The organism is Streptomyces sp. NPDC020958, from assembly GCF_055562175.1.
Genome location: NZ_JBVHFU010000002.1, coordinates 905734 through 924298 on the forward strand (window position 1 = coordinate 905734; position 18565 = coordinate 924298).

Consider the following 18565-nt stretch of genomic DNA (forward strand, 5'->3'; position numbering starts at 1 on the left):
GAATACTGGATGTATGGAAGACCAGTCCCTGCCCCCCGCCTCCCCCGCCGTGCCCCTGGACCGGCGGGCCGAGCTCAGTGAGTTCCTGCGCACCCGGCGGGCCCGGCTGCGCCCCTCGGACGTGGGACTGCCGGACTACGGGCGGCACCGCAGGGTGCCGGGGCTCAGGCGGGAGGAGCTGGCGCAGCTGGCCGGGGTGTCGGTGGCGTACTACACACGCCTCGAACAGGGCAACGGGCGGAACGTTTCGGCGGAGGTGCTGGACTCCATCGCCCGCGCGCTGCGGCTCTCCGACGCCGAGCACGCGCACCTCATCCACCTCGCCAAGGGCAAGCAGCACAAGAAGAAGGCGTCGGGACGGCCGCAGCAGGTGCGGGCACCGCTGGCGCAGCTGCTGGACGCGATGGAGGGCGTACCGGCGTACATCGTGGGGCGGCGCTCGGAGATCCTGGCGTGGAACCGGATGGCGGCGGCGGTCTTCGGCGACTGGGCGGAGCTGCCCGCCGCGGAGCGCAACTGGGCGCGGCTGACGTTCCTGCGTCCCGACTACCGTGATCTGTTCGTGGAGTGGGAGCAGAAGGCCATCGACATCGTGTGCCAGCTGCGGATGGACGCGGGCTGCTATCCGGACGACACCCGGCTGTCCGCGCTGGTGGGCGAACTCTCGGTGAAGAGCGAGGAGTTCCGGCGGCTGTGGGCAACACACGACGTCAAGGAGAAGTCGTACGGGGTGAAGCGGATGCACCATCCGCTGGTGGGCGGGCTGTCCCTGCACTACGAGTCGTTCCGGATGGCCGGCGACCAGGACCAGGCGCTGGTCACCTACCACGCGGAACCGGGCTCGGCGTCGGCGGAGGCACTGCGGCTGCTGGCCAGCTGGGGCACGGACGCGAACCGGGTCGCGCCCCGGGCCTGACCGGCCGGGACAGGGGGAACGGCCCGCCGGAAGCCGCGCTTCCGACGGGCCGCTCGCTGTGGTCCTACTCGGCGACCGACGCGCTCACTTCGCGTAGTACGCGTTGTAGATGGAGATCGTCGACTTGTTGCCCTTCTTGTCGGCGATCTTGGCGTGGAACGAGATGGCCTTGCCCTTGGCCGGGTTCTTGACGGTGATCCTGCCGTGGCTGACCGTCAGCTTCTTCCAGGTCTTGCCGTAGTCGTACGACACGTAGACCACCAGGGACTTCAGGTTGCGGCCGGCGGCCGAGCCCTCGACGGTGACCGGGAAGGTGACCGTCTTCCCGGCGGCGACGCGGCTGTCGAGGCCGGTCGTGGCGCCGAAGTGGACCGTGGAGGCGGGGAGCTGGGCCAACGGGGTGTTGCTGCCCGGCTTCTTCGAGTGGAAGGTCCAGCTCGCGTCGATCCGGGTGGAGGCGGCGGCGACCTTGACCGAGCGGATGACCGAGGTGGTCAGCCTGTACTCGGCGTCACCGGACGGCACGTTGAACACGCCGTCGCCGAACAGCGGGTCCTTGTTGGAGCCCACCTTGGTGCCGTTGCGGTACAGGGTGGTGTTCACCGACAGGAAGTCGGAGGACCCCGGGTGCTTCGCGCTGTCGGAGAACAGCGGGATCACGCCGAAGATCTGGTTGCCGTCGCGGTACAGGCCGTACTGGGAGGTGAGGTGCGGCCCGAAGACGGCGGTGTTGAAGGTGTTCCGGTAGGTCCGGCCCGCCTGGTACGCCTGCATGTCGTCCTGTGTGTAGCCGGCGTCGGCGATCGGCAGACCCTGCGCGTCGTGTCCGCTGTACTGCTGGGCGTCGAAGGCCCACTGGGCGCCGTCGACGGTGGAGACGTGGAAGGTGCGGGTGGCGGGCAGCTTCTGCTCCACCCCGAGGCCGATGACGATGTCGTCGCCGACGACCCCCCAGGGGCTGACCGATCCGGTCTTGCCGGGGACGGAGGCGCCGAGGGTGTTCTGCACCGTGGCCAGCTCGCCGGCCTTGAAGTGCCGGACCTTGCCGCCCTGGAACCTCTTGACCTGGGCGCTGGTGGCGACGTCGTACTCCTCGCCGCCGCCCTTGACGAACTGGCCGCTCCAGGTCTGCGTCAGGCCGCTGACGTCCGGTCCCAGACCAGCGGTCCTGATCTTGTCGAAGGTGTCGAAGCCGGCCCCGATGCCGATGCCCGCCGGGTCGTACATGTAGTCGACCGTCGCGAAGTTCGACGTGGCCGCCGCGTCCGGCACGGTGATGTCGGACGCCTTGGTGGTGCGGGCGTCGACGGTGACCGTGAGGTCCTTGGTGACGCTCAGCTTCGGCTGGACCAGCCAGTCGAGGCCGCCGTCGAAGGTGGTGAAGTCCTTGGCGATCCAGGCGTCGAGCAGGTACGTGCCCTTGGGCACCCGGAAGGTGGCGGTCCCGGATTCGGAAACCGGCACGTTGATCCCGCTGCCGTTGCCGAGGCCCGAGTAGCCCAGCAGACTCGTGTTGTAGAGCCCGGCCGGTTTGCCGTCCCGTCCGATGTGCTTGACCGTGACGCTGTACGACTGCACCTCGCGCTGGACCGCGGCCGCCGTGCGGACGCTCTGGCCGCCGCCGGTCGCCGTCACGTACGCCGAGTAGGCGCCGTCGAGGGTGCCGCCCAGCTTGGTGTTGACGGTGACGCCGACCGAGGCCGTGCCGCCCGCCGGGACGGTCACCTTGCTCGCGCCCAGCGTGAAGAAGCCGGCCGGGGCCGCCGCACCCTTGGGGTCGATGGCGGACGAGGTGAGGCTGAGGGTGACGTCCTTGGTGCCGACGTTGCGGTAGGTCAGCTGCTTGGTGACCGGGGTGTCGTCGGTGTGCGGCCACTGCTGCACACCGAAGTTGACCGACGACGGCTCGGCGAGCACGGTCTGCTTGATCGCCTTGTCGACGGCGATCCGGCCCGAACCCTGCTGGAACGGCGTGTACTTGCCGCCCTTCGCGGAGCCGGTCAGGGCCGACTTCAGCTCCTGGTAGCCCCAGTCGGGGTGCTCCTGCTTGAGGATCGCGGCGGCGCCCGCGACGTGCGGGGTGGCCATCGACGTCCCGGAGATGGTCAGGTAGCCGGGCGGGTTCTCGCCGACCTCCTGGTCGATGACGCTGCCCTTGGCCGCGGCGGCGGTGATGTCGACGCCCGGGGCGGTGACGTCCGGCTTGATGGAGCCGTCGGCCGCGGGTCCCGTGGAGGAGAAGTCGGCGAGCTTGTCGTTGCCGTCGACGGCGCCGACGGTGAGCGCGGCGGCCGCGCTGCCGGGCGAACCGATCGACTGGGGGCCCTCGTTGCCCGCGGCGATCGCGAACAGGATGTTCTTCTCCGCGGAGAGCTTGTTGACCTCCGCCTCCAGCGGGTCGATCTCCGGGGAGTCGTAGCCGCCGAGGCTGAGGTTGACGACGTCGGCGCCCTCGGCCGCCGCCCACTCCATGCCGGCGAGGATCCCGGAGTCGTCACCGGAGCCGGTGTCGTCGAGGACCTTGCCGTTGAGGATCTTGGCGCCGGGTGCGACACCCGTGTACTTGCCGTGCGACTTGGCGCCGGTGCCGGCCGCGATGGACGCGACGTGCGTGCCGTGGCCGAAGTGGTCCGAGGCGTCGGCGGCCGTGGTGAAGTTCTTGGAGGCGATCACCTGGTCCTTCAGGTCCGGGTGGGTGGTGTCCACACCGGTGTCGAGGACGGCGATCTTCACGCCCTTGCCGTTGTAGCCGGCCGCCCACGCCGCGGGGGCGCCGATCTGCGGCACGGACTTGTCGAGGGCGGCCTTGCGGACGCCGTCGAGCCAGACGTGCGCGATGCCGGCGGCGGCCTTGTCGCCGTTGGTGACCGCGTCCCACAGCTCGGGCGTTTCCTTGACCGGGGTCTGCACGGCGTCCGCGTTGAGCGCCTTGAGGCTGTGCCGCAGGGTGCCCGCGTCCCGGACGTCGGCCTTGGCCGTGGTGGCGGCACCGCTGTAGCCGACGATGACCTTCAGGCCGTTCTTCTGCGCCCTGCGGGTGGCGGCCTTGTTCAACTCGGTGACGTCGAAGAGCCGTTGGTCCAGCTTTCCGGAGGCCACCAGTCGGACGGCGTCACCGGGCACGACGAGGGTGTGCCCGTCGACCTTGCTGATCCGGAACGGTATGTGCTCGCGCCCCTTCGCCCGCTCCAGGCCGACCACGCGGCCCTTGGCGTCGAGGGTGACGCGGTCACTGGTGATCAGGGTGACGTGCTGCTTGCCGGCGAGCGAGGCGCGGGCCGCGGCGACGGCCGCTGCCGGGCGCTGTTCCGGCTTCGCCGACGCCGGGCTGGTCATGCCCGCGGCGAGGGCGACGGCTGCCGCCGTGGCCACCGTGGCCGCCGCGGCTCTTTTCACTTGTCTGCGCAAGACTCCCCCTGGGAGACGGTGTGCCGGGCGAATTCTCCGTTCACCCGGTCGGGGGCAGTCTCGTACGCACATACGTCAACCCCCCGGACACGGAGTATGCCGGGGGGTGATCAGGGGGCTCAAGAGATGAGAGAGCGGTAAGAAGCGAGCGAGAGATTTGTTACCGGCCGGGGCGGACACCGTTACACAATCGCGCGGTTGTACGCGGGTGTTCGGTGTTATGCGCCGGCGTTCTCCTTGACGGTGATCCTGCCCTTGCGGATGGTCGCGAGGCGCGGGGCCTTCTTCGCGATCGCGGAGTCGTGGGTGACCATGATGAAGGTCAGCCCGTGCTCCTTCCACATGCGCTCCAGTACGTCCATGATCTCGTCGCGCATGCCCTCGTCGAGGTTGCCGGTCGGCTCGTCGGCGAGCAGCACCTTGGGCTGCTTGACGAGGGCCCGGGCGATGGCGACGCGCTGCTGCTGGCCGCCGGACATCTCGCCGGGGAGGTGGCCGAGGCGTTCGCCGAGACCGACGGACGTGAGCGCCTCGGCGGCGCGTTCCCGGCGGTCCTTGGTCCTGACGCCGAGGGGGACGAGTGCGGTCTCGACGTTCTCCTGGGCGGTGAGGGTCGGGATCAGGTTGAAGGACTGGAAGACGAAGCCGATGTTCGCGCTGCGGACCGAGGTGAGCTTCGCCTCGGAGAGCTTGGCCAAGTCGGTGCCGTCGAGGACGACTTCGCCGGAGGTGGGGCGGTCCAGGCCGCCGAGCATCTGCAGGAGGGTGGACTTGCCGCCGCCGGTGGGGCCCTGGATGACCAGGCGGTCGCCGTCGGCGATGGTCAGGTCGATGCCGTCGAGGGCGCGGACGGGGTCCTTGCCGCGTGCGTAGAGCTTGGTGACGTTTCTGAGTTCGTACATGGGGGCTCCTGAAGGTACTGGGGTGGGGCGGCCGGTTGTCGGCTGCGGACCGGTGGGGGTTGTTCGCGCAGTTCCCCGCGCCCCTTGCGGGGCACGTCGGCTACTCGACGCGCCGCAGTGCGTCCGCAGGACGGAGCCGTGACGCGCGCCAGCCTCCGAACGCGCCCGCGATCAGTCCGCCGGCCACCGCGAGGGCCACCGCGAGGACGATCGTCGTCACGCTGACCGGGGCCGTCAGGGCGACCTCCAGGGTCTTCGCGGCCTGCCGGCCGGGGCCGAAGCCACCGCCGCCACCGCCGCCGAACCCGCCGCCGCCGGGGCCGCCGCCCGCGTTCCCGCCGCCGAGGGAGGCCTGCAGGGTGGGGCTGATCTCGGTGACGACGTACGCGCCCGCCAGGCCGAGCGCGATGCCGAGGGCGCCGCCGACCAGGCCGTTGACCATGGCCTCGCCGACGACCTGCCGGGTGACGCGGCCGGACTTCCAGCCCAGCGCCTTCAGCGTGCCGAACTCGCGGACGCGCCGGGAGACCGCCGAGGAGGTGAGCAGACCGGCCACCAGGAACGCGGCCACCAGCACCGCGACGGACAGCCACTTGCCGACATTGGTGGCGAGGGTGGAGGCGGTGGACAGCGAGCCGGAGACCGTCTTGGCGAGGTCGGCGGAGGTGGTGACGGTCGTACCCGAGACGTTCTTCTGGATCGCGCTCTTGACGCTGTCGATCTGCTGGGAGTCGGTCGCCTTGACGTAGATCGTGGTGACCTTGTTCTTCTCGGCGGCCAGCGTCTGCGCCTGCTGCAACGGGATGTAGAGGTTCGCCGCGGAGTCACCGGAGGTGGCGGTGGCGATGCCGATCACCTTGAACGTGACGCCCTTGACGGTGACCGTGGAGCCGACCTTGTACTTCTTCTCCTTGGCGTAGGCCGAGTCGGCCACGGCGACCTTCGCGTCGGCCTCGCTCGTCCTGAAGGTACGGCCGCTGGTGATCTTCGACGAGGTCAGCGGGCCGAGGTCGGCGTGGGCGACGTCGGTGCCGAAGACGCTGTAGCTGTTGACGTCGAAATTGGCGCCGCCGCCGCGGACCTCACCCTGCGGCGCCCCGGTGCCACCGCCGCGCTCGCCGAACCCCCCGCCGCCACCGGAGTTCCGGTTCTGCTGGAACTGGCCGCGGGTGAACTGACCGCTGATCTTCACCACGTTGAGGCTCAGTCCGCCGACCGCGGTCGACACGCCCTTCTGGCCGGCGACCTTGCTGACGGTCGAGGAGGCGAGGGTGGTGAAGCCCTGCACCAGGACGCGGTCGCTGCTCTGCGTCTTCGACGAACCGTTGTTCTGCGCGTCGAAGTTGAAACGCGGCCGCTGGGAGCTGCCCGTGGTCGCGGAGGCGGCCTTGGTGACCGTCATGTCCGTACCCAGGCCGTACAGCGACTGGAGGACCTTGTCCTGCGCCTTCCCCATGCCGTTGGACACGGAGGTGACCACGATGACCAGTGCGATGCCCAGCGCGAGGCCGGAGGCGACGACGAGAGCCGCCTTTCTGCGGCGGCGCAGTTCGCGCCTCAGGTAGGTGAAGAACATGCCCGCACGGTAGGGACGCACCGTGATGGCTCACTAAGGCCGAAATAAAAGAACCATGAGAAGGCTGTGACGAACCCTGGAAATGCCGGTGCCGCCCCTGGGGGCGGCACCGGCGAGCTGTGCGGCGGCTGTGCGTCGAGGCCGCCCGGACGGGTCTAGACGGCCGAACCGGCCTTCCAGGCGGCCCAGTTCATGTTCCAGCCGTTGAGGCCGTTGTCGGGGGCCACGGTCTTGTCGCCGGTGTGGGAGATGACCACGACGTCACCGACGATCGAGTGGCTGTACATCCAGTAGGCCGGCGTGCTGGTGTCGTTGGCGCCCTTGGTGTCGGACAGACCGACGCAGCCGTGGCTGGTGTTCACGCTGCCGAAGACGGACTTGGCGCCCCAGTAGTTGCCGTGCAGGAAGGTGCCGGAGCTGGTGAGGCGGATGGCGTGCGGCACGTCCTTGATGTCGTACTCGCCCTTGCCGTCGCTGTCGGTGAAGCCCACGGTCGCGCCGTTCATGCGCGTCTCCTTGAACTTCTCGGACATCACCATGACGCCCTGGTACGTCTTGTGCTCCGGCGAACCCGCGGAGATCGGGATGGTCTTGATGGTCTTGCCGTCCTGGGTGACCTTCATCTCCTTGGTCTTCGCGTCGACGTAGGAGACCTGGTTGCGGCCGATGTGGAAGGTGACCGTCTTCTGCTGGACGCCGTAGACACCGGAGGCGCCCTCGACACCGTCGAGCGCCAGCTTCAGCGTGACGGTGGAGTTCTCCTTCCAGTAGTCCTGGGGACGGCAGTCCATGCGCTGGGTGGAGAACCAGTGGCAAGCGACCTCCTGGCCACTGGTGGTGCTGACCGTGATGCCCTTCTGGACCGCGGCCTTGTTGGTGATCTGCTTGTCGAAGTTGATCGACACGGGCATGCCCACGCCGACGGTCGAACCGTCCTCCGGCGTGAAGGTGCCTATGAAGCTGTTGGCCGGGGAGACCGTGGTGAAGGACGCGTTCTCGTGCGCGACCAGTCCGGCGGAGTCCTTGGCCTCGGCGGCGACCTTGTAGGTGGTGGACCGCTCCAGCTGGACGGACGGCTTCCAGCTCTTCTTGTCGGCGGACAGCGTGCCGGAGACCGCCTTGCCGTCGGCGGTGGTCATGGTGACACCGGTGAGGGTGCCCTTGCTCACGGTGACGGCGGCCGAGTTGTTGATGGACGCGTTGCTCGACCCGTCCTTGGGTGTGATCGTGATGTCGGCCTGCGACGACTTCTTGGCCGCTGCCTCGTCCGCCTGGGCCTGGGTGCTGCTGCCACCGCCGGACGCCTTGTCGTCGCTCCCGGAACACGCCGTGAGCACCAGAACACCACCGAGCAGTGCGGACGCGGCCATCAGGCTCTTGCGCCGCTTACTGTCCGTCATCACACGCTTCTCCATCGTTGCCGAGTCCGCGAACACACCGGGAGTCCCCGCCGGAAAGTCTCAACGCTACGGCTGCGTCGTCCCGTTCCGCATTCTTCGGATCTGTGGGGCACACCACGTCCGCGGGGGCGGCTGGTGCGCGAGGGGCCGGTCCGAGCGCCCTCTGGGACGACAAGACCCCGGACGGCGACCGCCGTCCGGGGTCACTGGTTCCCCGGATCGCTCAGCCGATGCCGTCCTCTTCTTCGTCGCCCTCGTCATCATCCTCGTCGAGATCCCACTCCGGCGAATCCGGATCGTAGGAAATCCGCTCGCTGGACCAGGACGCCTGCTGGAGTTCGACGCCGGGCACCTCGCTGACCAGGTCGAACGGATCCACCAGATAGGCAACGGCCTCGGCGGTGTCTTCCGTCACAGCGGCCTCGGCGTGCGTCCGCTCCTCGGCGGGCAGCTCGGGGTCCTCGGCGATACGGCGCAACGCGGCCTTGGCGACCTCGCCGGCGTCCTCGACCTCGAGGACCAGCTCCACCCGAAGCCGTACAAAACGCGATGTCTCTGGAGTGCTCATCTCCGGAGCGTACGACTGAAACCTCCCGTGACTTTCCTGTGACCCGCGATTTTCACTAACATCTGCCCACACGGCCAATTCGCCAGCGTCACAAGGGGATCGATATTCCGTGTCATCCGCTCGCCGCCCGTTGCTGACCGCCACCGCCGCAGGCACGCTCCTGTGCGCCCTGTGGTTCGTCCCGTCCGCCCACGCGTCGCAGGACGCCCCGGCGAGAACCAGCACGTCGGAGGGCGCCGCGACCCAGGTCACGCAGCAGGCCAGAGCGCTGTCCGAGGCGACGTCCGAGGCCACCGGGGACGCCTCCCGGCTCGCCGACACAGGCAGCCCGAACACCACCCCGTACGTCGTCGGCGGCAGCCTCTTCCTCGCGGTCGGCGCGGGCTTCGTGGTCTATTCGGTACGCCGGGAACGGCTGGAGTTCTAAAGAACTTGACCGTCCCTTGACCGGGGTCCCACAGTCCTCACATGAAGAGATCATCGGGCGTGCGGATCCGCGTCCTCGCCGTCGGCGGCGCACTGTCCCTCGCCCTCATCACGGGCTGCTCCGGGGGCGGTTCGAAGGACGACCCCGGTTCGAAGGCCGCCTCGCCGTCCGTACGGGCCCTGACCGCCGCGCAGTTGAAGCAGCGGATCCTCACCCAGGGCGAGGTGGACGGCTACAAGGTCAACGCGGTCGGCGAGGGGGCCGCGGTCAGGGGCAAGATAAAGACCAGCGACGAGAAGTGCCGTCCGCTGGCCTACGTCCTCACCGGCCTCGCCCCCACCGACGCGCCCGCCGAGATCGGCCGCACCGTACGGGAGGACAGGAAGGACCCGACCGACGACGCGACCTCCCTCGACGACCTGTCCGACGGCAAGTTCACGAGCGCGCTCAAGGACTCGCTGAACCTGGACGTGACGTCCCTGGACCTGTCGTCGTACGACGGCCGGGGCGCCGAGGACGCCGTCAAGGCGGTCTCCGCCGCGCTGAAGGACTGCGCCACCGGCTTCACGGGCGGCACCGCCGGCGACGAGCAGAAGATCACGAAGGTGACGGCGGTCAAGCCCTCGGGCACGGGCGACGATGCGGTGGCCTTCACGGCGACCACCGACATGGACGGCGACAAAGCCCCCTTGCACGCGGAGGTGGTCCGCCACGGCAACACCCTCGCGACGTACTTCACGATGAACATCGGCGCGATGATGGCCGGCAAGACGTACACGATCCCGCTGCCGGTCATCAAGGCCCAGTCGGCAAAGCTGAACTGACGGCACCTCTCAAGGGGCGCTGGGGGTGCCCCCGGCCGAAGGCTGGGGGAGGAACTGCGCGACCAGCTCCCACGCACCCGCACGGAACGACCTACCGCAACGGCCCGGTCACCGTCTCCGCCGCAGCGACGACTCCCCCACCCCGCACGAACTCCTCCGCAGCCGCGAGGTCCGGCGCCAGGAACCGGTCGGGCCCGGCCCCCCGCACCCCCGCGGAGCGCGCCGCCTCGATGACCGCCCGCGACGCCGGCGCCGGCGACAGCCCCTCGCGCAGCTCGATCGCGCGGCCGGCCGCGTACAGCTCCACCGCGATGATCCGCGCCAGGTTCCCCACCGCCGTGCGCAGCTTGCGCGCGGCCGACCATCCCATGGACACGTGGTCCTCCTGCATCGCCGAGGAGGGGATCGAGTCGGCCGACGCCGGAACGGCCAGCCGCTTCAACTCGCTGACCAGCGCGGCCTGCGTGTACTGGGCGATCATCAGACCCGAGTCGACACCGGCGTCGTCCGCGAGGAACGGCGGCAGCCCGTGGCTGCGGTTCTTGTCCAGCAGCCGGTCCGTCCGCCGCTCGGCGATGGACCCGAGGTCCGCCACGGCGATGGCGAGGAAGTCGAGGACGTAGGCGACCGGCGCCCCGTGGAAGTTGCCGTTGGACTCGACCCTCCCGTCGGGCAGTACGACCGGGTTGTCGACGGCGGCGGCCAGTTCCCTTTCCGCGACCAGCCGGGCGTGCGCGAGCGTGTCCCGGCCCGCCCCGGCCACCTGCGGAGCACACCGCACGGAGTACGCGTCCTGGACGCGCGGCGCGTCGTCCTGGTGATGCCCGGTCAGCTGGGACCCCCGCAGCACGGCGAGCATGTTGGCGGCGCTGTCGCCCTGCCCCGGGTGCGGGCGGATGGCGTGCAGTTCGGGCGCGAGCACCTTGTCCGTGCCGAGCAGTGCCTCAAGGCTCAACGCGGCCGTGACGTCGGCCGACTTGTACAGCATGTCCAGGTCGGCGAGGGCCATGACCAGCATGCCGAGCATGCCGTCGGTGCCGTTGAGGAGGGCGAGCCCCTCCTTCTCGCGCAGTTCGACGGGGGCGATCCCGTGCTCGGCGAGCAGCTCACCGGCGGGCCGTACGACCCCGTCCGGGCCCTCGGCGTCGCCCTCCCCCATGAGCGTGAGGGCGCAGTGCGACAGCGGGGCCAGGTCGCCGGAGCAGCCGAGGGAGCCGTACTCGTGCACGACGGGGGTGATGCCGGCGTTGAGCACGTCGGCCATGGTCCCCGCGACCTCGGGACGCACACCGGTGTGCCCGGAGCAGACGGTCTTCAGCCGCAGGAACATCAGGGCCCGTACGACCTCGCGCTCGACCCGCGGCCCCATGCCGGCGGCGTGCGAGCGGACGATGTTGCGCTGCAGCTGGGCCCGCAGTTCCGGGCTGATGTGCCGGGTCGCGAGGGCGCCGAAGCCGGTGCTGACGCCGTAGACGGGCTCCGGCTTGGCCGCCAGCGCGTCCACGATCTCCCGGGCCGCCGCGAGCGCCGCGACCGCCTCCGCCGACAGCTCGACGCGGGCGCCGCCGCGTGCCACGGCGAGAACGTCGGACGCGGTGACACCGGACGTCCCCACCACCACAGTGTGCATATCCATATTCAGGATCGTAAGCACTGAATGCGGCCGCTGTCACTAGTGGGGTATGGGGTTGCCCCTTACTTCTACGTCACAGCCCCCGGCGTCCGCGGAAGCTGCGCCGTTCGGCCCGCTCCGGCGGGGGCGCGTCCGCCAGCCGTACGACGGGGTCGTCCGGCCCCTCCCGTCCGGCCACCACCGGGCGGTCCGCGCGCAGCGCCTTGGCGCGGTACTGGGCGGCGTCCGCGAGCCGGAACAGACGGCGGGCGGACCGCACGGGGCCGATCGGGTCCGCGGTCGAGGCGACCCCGCAGGCGACCCCCTCCCCCAGCTCCAGCTCCCCGGCGCGGCGGCAGAGTTCGTCGGCCGCCTTGACCACGTCGTCGGCCGGCGGGCCGACCGTCAGCAGACAGAACTCGTCACCGCCGAGCCGCGCGGCGAGGGCGCCCGGCAGCATCGCCCCGCACAGGGACAGCACCGAGCCGAAGCGTTCGAGGAGCCGGTCGCCGACGGCGTGCCCGCGGGTGTCGTTCACCATCTTCAGCCCGTTGAGGTCACAGACGACCAGGCTGACCACGGCGCCGTCCGCGCGATGCCGGTCGATCGCCTCGTCGAGGCGCGCGTCGACGGCCCTGCGGTTGGCGAGCCCGGTGAGGGCGTCGGTGTAGGCGAGCCTGCGGGCCTCCTCAAGGCGCTCGGTCTGGGCGATCCCGGCGGCGACGACGGAGGCGAGGACGGTGGCGAAGCCGGCGTCGGCGCGGGCGAAGACGGGGGCGTGCACGGCGCGGGCGACGTACAGCTCGCCCCAGGCCCTGCCGTGCAGCACGATCGGGGCGACCAGGCAGCAGCCGCGGCCCCGGCGGCGCAGAGCGTCGACGCGGCGGTGCGAGTAGCCGGGGCGGCCGGCGGCGGTGCCCTCGGCCGTCTCGACCCAGGCGTTGGGGCTGCCGCCGCCCGCCCAGCGTTCGTGCAGGAACTCGGTGATCTCCGGGAACTGGTGCACCGGATAGGCCTCGGTCTCCGGGAACTCCTCCTCGTCCGGGGCGCGCTCGCCGACGTTCACGAGGACCCGCAGCCGGCCGAGTTCGCGCTCCCACACGGAGAGTGCGGCGAAGCTGCCGTCCAGGGCGCGGCAGGCACCGGTCGCGGCGGCGTGCCAGCACTCACGCGGGGTGTGCGCGGCGGCCATGCCCTGCGCCAGCGCCACTATGGCGGCGAGGCGGTTGTCATCACCCATTACTCCAGGTTAGGGATGATTTGATGCATTCGGGACGTGGGTGCGGCGAACAGGTGTTGCCGGACGAGGGCATCGTTCGCCTATTCGCCCGGCCACTGCGGCTTCCGCTTCTCGTTGAAGGCCGCGACGCCCTCCGCGCGGTCGCCCGAGAAGGCCACCGACCGCCAGGCCGCGTCCTCGACCTCGAGGCCGGCCCTCAGGTCCAGCCCCTGCCCGAGCCGCAGCGCCCGCTTGGCCGCCCGCAGCCCCACCGGCGAGTTCGCCGCCATCCGGGCCGCCAGTGCCAGCGCCGCCGCCCGGTCCTGCCCCGCCTCCACCAGCTGGTCGACCAGGCCCAGCTCGTGCGCCTCCGGCGCCTCCACCCGCCGCGCCGAGAAGATCAGCTCGGCCGCGCGGGCCGCGCCGACCCGGCGGGGCAGCAGCTGCGTGCCGCCGCCCCCCGGAATCACGCCCACCGACACCTCCGGCAGGCCCACCACGGCCGTGCCGTCGGCCACGATCACGTCGCAGGACAGCGCCAGCTCGAAGCCCCCGCCGAGCGCGTAGCCGTGCACGGCGGCGATCGTCGGCATCGGCAGTTCCAGCACGCCCGTGTACGCCCCGCGCGACAGCGGCCGCGCCCGGACCAGCTCCGCGTCGGTCATGGAGTTGCGCTCCTTGAGGTCGGCGCCGACACAGAACGCCCGCTCGTGCGAGGAGGTCACCACCACCACCCGGGCGTCCCGGTCGGCGCTCAGCGCGGCACACGCGGCCACGATCGAGCGAGCCATGTCCGCCGACACCGCGTTCATGGCCTTGGGCCGGTCCAGGACCAGCTCCGCGACCTGACCGTGCCGTCGCACCAGCACGAACTCCCCGAACCGCTCCTCGCTCACGACATCCTCCGGTTAACGCGGGTTAACAGCTTGGGCCCGATCATCGCAGCCGGGGCGGGCCGGGGAAAGGGGCAGCGGCGGGTCCCGGGCACCGATCGGCCCGGCAGACCCCCGTTCGGGTGACATCCCCGGAGACTCCCGGCGCACACCCCACAGGAACGCATAACGTGCGCTCGCCATGGCGCATCGGGGGACACGGCGGGGAGGGGAAGGTCATGACGGTGACGTCCGCAGTCGGTGGCCGGGGGCGGCACCGCAAGCCCCGCCCCCGCAAGGCGCTGCTCGCCTCCGGAGGGCTCGCGCTGGCCGCCGGTGTGCTGAGCCTCGTACGGCTGGCGCCCGACGGCGGGGGCGGCGCGCCCGGCGCGGCGGAGGCCGAGCCCCGGCTGGATCCGACCGCCGACGCGACGACGGCCCGCTCGGCGAACGCGGCCGCCACCATCGGTCCGGCGCCCGCGGCCGCTCCCTCCGCGGCGGCCACGACGGAAGCGGCGAGCCCCACACCCTCGGCCACCGCGGCGCGCACCACGCCCGCCGCGTCGCCTTCCACCTCCCCCACCGCCGTACCCCGCACGGTCCCGGTCCCGACGGCCGCCCCGGCGGCCCCGACCGGGCCGGCGGACCCACCGCCCCCACCGGCCACCAGCGCCCCGCCCGCCACCCCGGCACCGGGGACGCACCCGCCGGCCGACGACGTCTGCCTGCCGATCGTGGGACTGTGCGTGACCCCGCTCGCGGCAGGCTGAGGCTGTCACCGGAAAGAGGTGCTACCGGCCGGAGGGGGCCGCGGGACCGTTCCGGTCACGGCACGGGGGCCCGGCGCACCGGGCGGGGGCCGGAGACGGGACCTGGCGGAGCCCCTAGGGCTCCACGTCGCGGCGGTTCAGCAGCCACGGTTCCACGACGCCGAGGCCGCGTACCGGACGCTGCCACATCGGCTGGAGCGCGAAGCGGTAGGTGGGCGGCTCCTCGCCCTCCTTCTCCGCCGCCGCGGCGGCCTCGGCGGCCTCCGCCTCCGAGGCGGGCGCCTCGCCGCTGCGGATCAGCTCCTCGGCGAAGGCGGAGTCGACGAGCACGGCGTCGCGGGGGGCTATGGAGGTGAGCCGGGAGGCGAGGTTCACGGTCGTACCGAAGACATCGCCCATCCGGGTGGTGACGGTGCCGAAGGCCATGCCGACGCGCAGCTCCGGCATGGTCTCGTCGTGCGCCATGGTCTCCACCAGGCGCAGCGCGATGTCCGCGGCGACACCGGCGTCGTCGGCGGCGTACAGGACCTCGTCGCCGAGGGTCTTGATGAGCCGGCCGCCACGGGCCGCGACCAGGTCGGCGGCGGTGGTCTCGAAGGCCTCGACCAGCTCGCCGAGCTCCTCCTCCTCCATCCGCCGGGTCAGCCGGGTGAACCCGACGAGATCGGCGAAGCCGACGGCCAGCCGCCGGTCGACCATCTCCTCGTCGTCGGCGGCCTGCACGACCCGGCCCGCGGAGGCGGCCAGCTGGCGGCGCCACACGTAGACGAGGAACTCCTCCAGCTCGGGCAGCAGCAGCTCGACGATGGGATACGTGACCTCGGTGCGGGTCATGCCCGGCTCCGGGGGCTCGGTCAGCCCCTCCAGGAAGGAGTCGATCTGCCACTCCGCCAGACGGGCGGTGGTCTGCCCGGTCGACCGCGCCACCTGCACCGCCATGGCCTCGCTGAGCAGCCCCGCCTCGACGAGGCCCGCGAGCCGGCGCAGGGCCAGCACGTCGGCCTCGGTGAGCGCCTTGGCCTGCCCGATGTCCGCGAAGCCCATCGCCCGCCAGAACCTCGACGCAAGCTCCATGGAGACACCCGCGCTGCGGGCCGCCTGGAACGGGGTGTAGCGGCGCTCGGCCCCGAGGATCAGGCCTTCGAGGCGCAGCGCGAGGGGGTCCTCGCCGGAGTCGGCGGCGTCCGCGCCCTCGCCGGAGCCCGTGTCGTCGACGGTCACGCCTGCTGCCCTTCCGATCTACCGCGGTCGCATACCGACCGGCCTCAACTCTACGGCAGGTGTGCGGTAGCTCACTTCGTGAGGTAAGCCGACCTCGGGGTGGTGAGGGGTGGATTCCCGGTCGCGGGTGGGTGGGGGGCCGCTCGCGCAGTTCCTCCCCCAGCCTTCGGCCCGGGGACCCCCAGCGCCCCTCACGGGACGCCGCAGCCGCGTCGGCTGCACAGCACCGGTGAGCGTCCCCACCGCCGCCGCAACCCTCACGCCGGACGCAGGTGCACGATGTCCCCGGCCCCCACCGGCTCCTGCACGCCCTCCTTCGTGGCGATCACCAGTCGCCCGTCGCCGTCGATCGCCACCGCCTCACCGGTCAGCGACCTGTCCCCCGGCAGCTCCGCCCGCACCGACCGGCCGAGCGTCGCACAGCCCGCCGCGTACGCCTCCTGGAGCCCGCTCACGCCCGGATCGCCGCCCGCCGCCCGCCAGCGGCCGTACCAGTCCTCCAGGGACCGCAGAACGCCCCGCAGCAGGGTCTCCCGGTCCGTGCTGACCGCCCCGGCCAGCGCCAGCGACCCCGCCTGGGGCACCGGCAGCTCCGCCGCGCGGAGCGTGACGTTGATGCCGACGCCCACCACCACACCGTCCTCGCCGGCCCGCTCCGCGAGGATGCCCCCGGCCTTGCGCTCCTCGCCGCCCACGGTGACCAGCAGGTCGTTCGGCCACTTGAGGGCCGTGTCGACGCCCGCCGCCCGCGCCAGCCCCGTCGCCACCGCCACGCCCGTGAGCAGCGGCAGCCAGCCCCAGCGGGCCACCGGCACCTCCGCGGGCTTCAGCAGCACCGAGAAGAACAGCCCCGAGCGCGCCGGCGCCGTCCACTGGCGGTCCAGCCGCCCGCGCCCCGCCGTCTGCTCCTCGGCGACCAGGACGACACCCTCGTCCGCCTCCCCCGCGAGGGCGCGGGCGACGAGGTCGGAGTTGGTGGAGCCGGTGCGCTGCACGACCACGACGTCGCGGTAGAGACCCCCCTGGCCGCCGTCCCGCACCAGGGCCCTGCGCAGCCCGGTCCGCTGGAGCGGTGGACGGTCCAGGTCGGACCAGCGATTGTTGTTCTCGTCTGCTGCGTCTCGCGGCGTCATGCAAGCCACCCTAGGTGTGTTGTACGCCGCACTGCCGTTTGGTAGGTGCCCCACTACGCTACGGATGAGTAACCGTCCCCCCTTTTGAGCAGGCAGGGAGCCGCATCCCGATGTCCGAGCCGGAAGAGATCGACATTCACACGACCGCGGGGAAGCTCGCGGATCTCCAGCGTCGTGTCCACGAGGCGACACACGCCGGTTCGGAGCGCGCGGTCGAGAAGCAGCACGCCAAGGGCAAACTGACGGCCCGTGAGCGGATCGAACTGCTCCTCGACGAGGACTCCTTCATCGAGCTGGACGAGTTCGCCCGGCACCGCTCCACCAACTTCGGCCTGGAGCAGAACCGCCCCTACGGCGACGGTGTCGTCACCGGCTACGGCACGGTGGACGGCCGCCCGGTCGCCGTCTTCTCCCAGGACTTCACCGTCTTCGGCGGGGCGCTGGGCGAGGTCTACGGCCAGAAGATCGTCAAGGTGATGGACTTCGCCCTGAAGACCGGCTGCCCGGTCATCGGCATCAACGACTCCGGCGGCGCCCGCATCCAGGAGGGCGTCGCCTCGCTCGGCGCCTACGGTGAGATCTTCCGCCGCAACACCCACGCCAGCGGTGTCATCCCGCAGATCTCCCTCGTCGTCGGTCCCTGCGCGGGCGGCGCGGTCTACTCCCCGGCCATCACCGACTTCACGGTCATGGTCGACCAGACCTCGCACATGTTCATCACGGGACCGGACGTCATCAAGACGGTCACCGGCGAGGACGTCGGCTTCGAGGAGCTCGGCGGCGCCCGCACCCACAACGCGGTCTCCGGCGTCGCCCACCACATGGCGGGCGACGAGAAGGACGCCGTCGAGTACATCAAGCAGCTGCTCTCCTACCTGCCGTCCAACAACCTCTCCGAGCCCCCGCTCTTCCCCGAGGAGGCCGACCTCTCGGTCACCGCCGAGGACCTGGAGCTGGACACCCTGGTCCCGGACAGCGCCAACCAGCCGTACGACATCCACACGGTGGTCGAACACGTCCTGGACGACGGGGAGTTCTTCGAGACCCAGGCCCTGTTCGCGCCGAACATCGTCACCGGGTTCGGCCGCGTCGAGGGCCACCCGGTCGGCATCGTCGCCAACCAGCCGATGCAGTTCGCCGGCTGCCTGGACATCAAGGCGAGCGAGAAGGCGGCCCGCTTCGTGCGCACCTGCGACGCCTTCAACGTCCCGGTGCTCACCTTCGTCGACGTCCCCGGCTTCCTGCCCGGCGTCGACCAGGAGCACGACGGCATCATCCGCCGCGGCGCCAAGCTGATCTACGCCTACGCCGAGGCCACCGTCCCCCTGATCACCGTGATCACCCGCAAGGCCTTCGGCGGCGCCTACGACGTCATGGGCTCCAAGCACCTGGGCGCCGACCTCAACCTCGCCTGGCCCACCGCCCAGATCGCCGTCATGGGCGCCCAGGGCGCCGTCAACATCCTGCACCGCCGCACCATCGCCGAGGCGGAGGACTCAGAAAAGGGTGAGGCCACCCGGGCGCGGCTCATCCAGGAGTACGAGGACACCCTCCTCAACCCCTACACGGCGGCCGAACGCGGCTACGTCGACGCCGTGATCATGCCCTCGGACACCCGCCGCCACGTCGTACGGGGCCTGCGCCAGCTGCGCACCAAGCGCGAGTCCCTGCCCCCGAAGAAGCACGGCAACATCCCCCTCTAAGGACCCAAGGAGCC

15 protein-coding genes are annotated in these 18565 nt (G+C 71.2%); 5 read left to right on the forward strand and 10 right to left on the reverse strand.

The window, feature by feature from the left end; all coding sequences use genetic code 11:
• Window positions 1–13 precede the first annotated feature (13 nt).
• Window positions 14–916 (forward strand): helix-turn-helix domain-containing protein, encoded by a 903-nt coding sequence (locus ACZ3KP_RS09935; protein WP_467497919.1) that lies wholly within the window; start codon window positions 14–16, stop codon window positions 914–916.
• Window positions 917–1000: 84 nt separating this feature from the next.
• Here ACZ3KP_RS09935 and ACZ3KP_RS09940 read toward each other — a convergent pair whose 3' ends face one another.
• From ACZ3KP_RS09940 to ACZ3KP_RS09960, 5 genes are all read right to left on the reverse strand, one after another.
• Window positions 1001–4312, reverse strand: coding sequence for a S8 family peptidase (locus ACZ3KP_RS09940; RefSeq protein ID WP_467497921.1), 3312 nt, complete (start codon window positions 4310–4312; stop codon window positions 1001–1003).
• A 230-nt stretch (window positions 4313–4542) separates the two neighbouring features.
• Window positions 4543–5226, reverse strand: coding sequence for an ABC transporter ATP-binding protein (locus ACZ3KP_RS09945; RefSeq protein WP_358978614.1), 684 nt, complete (start codon window positions 5224–5226; stop codon window positions 4543–4545).
• Window positions 5227–5326: 100 nt separating this feature from the next.
• The gene (locus tag ACZ3KP_RS09950; protein ID WP_467497923.1) at window positions 5327–6802 is read right to left on the reverse strand and encodes an ABC transporter permease; all 1476 of its coding nucleotides are present in this window, start codon (window positions 6800–6802) and stop codon (window positions 5327–5329) included.
• 155 nt (window positions 6803–6957) lie between these two features.
• Complete coding sequence (locus ACZ3KP_RS09955; protein ID WP_467497925.1) at window positions 6958–8202, reverse strand: L,D-transpeptidase; 1245 nt, start codon at window positions 8200–8202, stop codon at window positions 6958–6960.
• 223 nt (window positions 8203–8425) lie between these two features.
• Window positions 8426–8770, reverse strand: coding sequence for a hypothetical protein (locus ACZ3KP_RS09960; RefSeq protein WP_467497927.1), 345 nt, complete (start codon window positions 8768–8770; stop codon window positions 8426–8428).
• 109 nt (window positions 8771–8879) lie between these two features.
• On the opposite strand from ACZ3KP_RS09960, the gene ACZ3KP_RS09965 reads away from it, so the two are divergent.
• Together ACZ3KP_RS09965 and ACZ3KP_RS09970 are read left to right on the forward strand one after the other, a co-directional pair.
• A complete protein-coding gene (locus tag ACZ3KP_RS09965) occupies window positions 8880–9197 on the forward strand; it encodes an LAETG motif-containing sortase-dependent surface protein (RefSeq protein WP_360563856.1) in 318 nt (105 codons plus the stop codon).
• A 41-nt stretch (window positions 9198–9238) separates the two neighbouring features.
• Window positions 9239–10021, forward strand: a complete 783-nt coding sequence (locus tag ACZ3KP_RS09970; protein ID WP_467497929.1) for a hypothetical protein — start codon at window positions 9239–9241, stop codon at window positions 10019–10021.
• A gap of 91 nt (window positions 10022–10112) precedes the next feature.
• On the opposite strand, the gene hutH is transcribed toward ACZ3KP_RS09970, so the two are convergent.
• The 3 genes from hutH to ACZ3KP_RS09985 form a co-directional block, all read right to left on the reverse strand.
• A complete protein-coding gene (gene hutH / locus ACZ3KP_RS09975) occupies window positions 10113–11651 on the reverse strand; it encodes a histidine ammonia-lyase (RefSeq protein WP_467498089.1) in 1539 nt (512 codons plus the stop codon).
• 76 nt (window positions 11652–11727) lie between these two features.
• Window positions 11728–12873 (reverse strand): GGDEF domain-containing protein, encoded by a 1146-nt coding sequence (locus ACZ3KP_RS09980; protein WP_467497931.1) that lies wholly within the window; start codon window positions 12871–12873, stop codon window positions 11728–11730.
• 80 nt (window positions 12874–12953) lie between these two features.
• The gene (locus tag ACZ3KP_RS09985; RefSeq protein WP_358978627.1) at window positions 12954–13748 is read right to left on the reverse strand and encodes an enoyl-CoA hydratase/isomerase family protein; all 795 of its coding nucleotides are present in this window, start codon (window positions 13746–13748) and stop codon (window positions 12954–12956) included.
• Window positions 13749–13963: 215 nt separating this feature from the next.
• Here ACZ3KP_RS09985 and ACZ3KP_RS09990 point away from each other — a divergent pair, with 215 nt between their 5' ends.
• Window positions 13964–14494, forward strand: coding sequence for a hypothetical protein (locus ACZ3KP_RS09990; protein WP_467497933.1), 531 nt, complete (start codon window positions 13964–13966; stop codon window positions 14492–14494).
• 114 nt (window positions 14495–14608) lie between these two features.
• Here the strand turns inward: ACZ3KP_RS09990 and ACZ3KP_RS09995 are convergent, their stop codons facing one another.
• Window positions 14609–15715 carry an adenylate/guanylate cyclase domain-containing protein gene (locus ACZ3KP_RS09995; protein ID WP_467497935.1) on the reverse strand — a complete coding sequence of 369 codons (1107 nt, stop codon included), beginning with the start codon at window positions 15713–15715 and terminating at the stop codon, window positions 14609–14611.
• 257 nt (window positions 15716–15972) lie between these two features.
• A complete protein-coding gene (locus ACZ3KP_RS10000; RefSeq protein WP_467497937.1) occupies window positions 15973–16848 on the reverse strand; it encodes a biotin--[acetyl-CoA-carboxylase] ligase in 876 nt (291 codons plus the stop codon).
• A gap of 110 nt (window positions 16849–16958) precedes the next feature.
• On the opposite strand from ACZ3KP_RS10000, the gene ACZ3KP_RS10005 reads away from it, so the two are divergent.
• Window positions 16959–18551, forward strand: a complete 1593-nt coding sequence (locus tag ACZ3KP_RS10005) for an acyl-CoA carboxylase subunit beta (RefSeq protein WP_467497939.1) — start codon at window positions 16959–16961, stop codon at window positions 18549–18551.
• Window positions 18552–18565 lie beyond the last annotated feature (14 nt).

Coding starts and splice junctions, on each gene's coding strand:
- ACZ3KP_RS09935 (WP_467497919.1), top strand. CDS start 14: ATGGAAGACCAGTCCCTGCCCCCCGCCTCCCCCGCCGTGCCCCTGGAC.
- ACZ3KP_RS09945 (WP_358978614.1), bottom strand. CDS start 5,226: ATGTACGAACTCAGAAACGTCACCAAGCTCTACGCACGCGGCAAGGAC.
- ACZ3KP_RS09950 (WP_467497923.1), bottom strand. CDS start 6,802: ATGTTCTTCACCTACCTGAGGCGCGAACTGCGCCGCCGCAGAAAGGCG.
- ACZ3KP_RS09955 (WP_467497925.1), bottom strand. CDS start 8,202: ATGACGGACAGTAAGCGGCGCAAGAGCCTGATGGCCGCGTCCGCACTG.
- ACZ3KP_RS09960 (WP_467497927.1), bottom strand. CDS start 8,770: ATGAGCACTCCAGAGACATCGCGTTTTGTACGGCTTCGGGTGGAGCTG.
- ACZ3KP_RS09970 (WP_467497929.1), top strand. CDS start 9,239: ATGAAGAGATCATCGGGCGTGCGGATCCGCGTCCTCGCCGTCGGCGGC.
- hutH (WP_467498089.1), bottom strand. CDS start 11,651: ATGCACACTGTGGTGGTGGGGACGTCCGGTGTCACCGCGTCCGACGTT.
- ACZ3KP_RS09980 (WP_467497931.1), bottom strand. CDS start 12,873: ATGGGTGATGACAACCGCCTCGCCGCCATAGTGGCGCTGGCGCAGGGC.
- ACZ3KP_RS09990 (WP_467497933.1), top strand. CDS start 13,964: ATGACGGTGACGTCCGCAGTCGGTGGCCGGGGGCGGCACCGCAAGCCC.
- ACZ3KP_RS10000 (WP_467497937.1), bottom strand. CDS start 16,848: ATGACGCCGCGAGACGCAGCAGACGAGAACAACAATCGCTGGTCCGAC.
- ACZ3KP_RS10005 (WP_467497939.1), top strand. CDS start 16,959: ATGTCCGAGCCGGAAGAGATCGACATTCACACGACCGCGGGGAAGCTC.